Source organism: Deltaproteobacteria bacterium, assembly GCA_016219225.1.
In the GTDB taxonomy this organism is placed as follows: domain Bacteria; phylum Desulfobacterota; class RBG-13-43-22; order RBG-13-43-22; family RBG-13-43-22; genus RBG-13-43-22.
Genome location: JACRBX010000092.1, coordinates 1 through 2,600 on the forward strand (window position 1 = coordinate 1; position 2,600 = coordinate 2,600).

The 2,600-nt window shown below is 50.8% G+C and carries 3 protein-coding genes; 1 reads left to right on the forward strand and 2 read right to left on the reverse strand.

Annotated features, from left to right (window positions below; translation table 11 throughout):
• Both HY879_07675 and HY879_07680 read right to left on the reverse strand, forming a co-directional pair.
• Nucleotides 1–886: UDP-N-acetylmuramate:L-alanyl-gamma-D-glutamyl-meso-diaminopimelate ligase (locus tag HY879_07675; protein ID MBI5603219.1), on the reverse strand; the 886-nt coding region annotated here is incomplete at its 3' end.
• Between the two features lie 270 nt (nt 887–1,156).
• Nucleotides 1,157–1,900, reverse strand: a complete 744-nt coding sequence (locus HY879_07680) for a sulfite exporter TauE/SafE family protein (GenBank protein MBI5603220.1) — start codon at nt 1,898–1,900, stop codon at nt 1,157–1,159.
• A 207-nt stretch (nt 1,901–2,107) separates the two neighbouring features.
• On the opposite strand from HY879_07680, the gene nrtS reads away from it, so the two are divergent.
• Nucleotides 2,108–2,347 carry a nitrate/nitrite transporter NrtS gene (gene nrtS, locus HY879_07685; GenBank protein ID MBI5603221.1) on the forward strand — a complete coding sequence of 80 codons (240 nt, stop codon included), beginning with the start codon at nt 2,108–2,110 and terminating at the stop codon, nt 2,345–2,347.
• Nucleotides 2,348–2,600: the final 253 nt, after the last annotated feature.

Here is a 2,600-nt window from a genome sequence, read left to right on the forward strand (position 1 = left end):
TGTGTTTCCCGGCCAAAGGAGAATCAAAAGTTCCGAAAAACTCCTGGCACCGGTAGACCTGGAATCGGCTCCCCTGTTCCGTGGGCCTTAATTCCTCCAGATGCCAGTCCCAACGGGCCTCCAGGCCATAGGATTCCACCGGGCAAGGGGCCTGAAAAAGGATTTCCTGAATCCGGGGGTCTGGGCCATGGGCAACCAGCAGCCCCTCCTCGGGCAGGATGGAAAGGAATCGGGCAAAGGCCTTCTGGACGGCCTTTAAATCAGCATAAATATCGGCGTGGTCAAATTCGATGCTGGTCAAAACCGCCAGGTGGGGCCGGTAATGGAGAAATTTTGGGCCTTTGTCAAAAAAAGCCGTATCGTATTCATCCCCCTCAATGACAAAATAAGGTCCCCGGCCTATCTGATAATTCCGTTCATAGCCTCTGAGGACGCCGCCGATCATGAAGCCCGGGGATAAACCGGCTTGATCCAAAATGGAGGCCAGCAAGGCTGAAGTGGTCGTCTTGCCATGGGTCCCGGCCACCACCAGGCAAATCTTGTCTTTCAGAAAAATTCGGGCCAGGGCCTGAGGCAGGGAAAGAAAGGGGATCCGGAGGCGGATCAATTCCTGGGCCTCCGGATTGACCCGGGTGATGACATTGCCCACGATAACCAGATCAGGTTTGGGATTCAAATTTTGCGGCCCGTAGCCCTGCCTGACCTCGATCCCGATGTCGGCCAGGAAGGTGCTCATCGGCGGATAAACAGCCTGATCGGAACCGGTGATATGAAATCCCTGCTCCTTAAGCATACCGGCCAAAGACCCCATGCCGGTGCCGCAGATACCCATGAGATGGATATGGTGAATATGTTCGGGAAGATAATTATTTGACAGGTCAATCATCGATATCCGTTCTTTCTCCCAAGGAGGTTAAGTCAATAATATGATCCAATTTTGATGGTCTTGTAAAAACTCGTCATTCCCGAATGTCTTTATCGGGAATCCAGATTTTTTAAGAAAATGAGAAAACCAAAGTCCCTGGATTCCGCTCCCCGATTTATGCATTCGGGGACAGGCTTTAAAGCAGGCCGGAATGACGGTTAAGGGGCGCATTAGCAAAAAATACGCTGTAGTACTAATCAATTTTGTTTAAACAAAGCGGTGCCCCATCCTTCACACCCTGATATACCGGAGCCCCATCCAGGCAGCGAACCCGCAAAAGATCAGGGTCAGGTAGAGGCCGGGAAGCAGGTTGGCCGACATGGCCCCGAGATATCCACCGGCTATGGCCCCGGCTGCCAGCCCCCAGACAATTTTCGAACGGACATTTCCCAACCGGTAATGGGTTATGGCGCCGATCATACCGGCCGGAACCATGACCAGAAGAGAAGTGCCCTGGGCCACATGCTGCTCCATACCGGCTAAAAGGACCATCAAGGGGACCATCAGGCCGCCCCCGCCGACACCCATCATCCCGGATATGAAGCCGGAAACCGCTCCGGTAAAAAGGAAAATGGCTATTTTTAACCATCCATCCAGTTCATAGATGTTCCCTAAAAAAAACCTTTTGGCCAACAGGATCATAGAGATAGAAACCAGGAAAACCCCGAAAGCCTTTTTAAGTTTTTTATCCGCCAATGAATGGGCGTAAAGGGCACCATACCGGGCCGTAAAAATGGCTGTTGCCGCCAGTATCAGCGCAGCTTTCCAATCCACCGTCCCGTGGAGAGCATAGATGCCGGCCCCTACCAGGCCGGTGAAGACGATGGCCACAAGGCTTGTCCCATGGGCCTGATGCTGCGTAAACCGGACTAACCAGGTCATAAGCGGTACCATGATGATACCACCCCCCACGCCCACCAGTCCCCCCAAATACCCACCGGAAAGTCCGATGATACAACCCCAAAAACCGTTCATTTATTCCTTGAACCTTCCCCTGCCGATAGGCCCGGTGGACTATAACAAATTTTTTCCCATTAATCTATGGTACTCAATCAAAATCATTCAGAAATTTTTTCCTCTTCCCAACCACCGGAGTTTTGCGGTATAATTTTAAATTATACCGATTCTTACCAAGTACATCTAAGCGATTTATCCCTAACGTTAACACTATTGCGGTGACCAATGAAAACATTCCTGACTGTAGCCACTGAAAGAGGCACCGTAGCCACATCGGCCAGGGTTGCCTTGTTGGTCGGCTCGATCCTGGCTGTGATCAATTATGGCGACCGTATCTTCCTGCGTGGCGACATGCAGGCCCTGGACTGGATCAAGCTGACCATTACTTACTGTATCCCCTATTCCGTGGCCACCTATGGTGCCGCCCGGTACGCTTTGAAGCAGAACCCAGACAAAGGAGAATGATGGTGAAAAAATCGGCTGGCTTAATCATAGCAACTTGTTGTTTGGTATTATTTTTTGTCTGTTCCTCCTTCGCAAAGGAGGAAGAAAAGAAAACCAAAGCCCGCAAGGCATCTCCCGAACAACTGCTCCCGGCCTGTAAATCTTTAAAATATACCCAAATAGATCAAGACACTATCCTGATAACGGCAGGCTTCTCTTATCAGAAAGACCGCGAACTCAATGTTCCCCATCTCATGGGAATCAAGGGCGTAAA

Coding starts and splice junctions, on each gene's coding strand:
- HY879_07680 (MBI5603220.1), bottom strand. CDS start 1,900: ATGAACGGTTTTTGGGGTTGTATCATCGGACTTTCCGGTGGGTATTTG.
- nrtS (MBI5603221.1), top strand. CDS start 2,108: ATGAAAACATTCCTGACTGTAGCCACTGAAAGAGGCACCGTAGCCACA.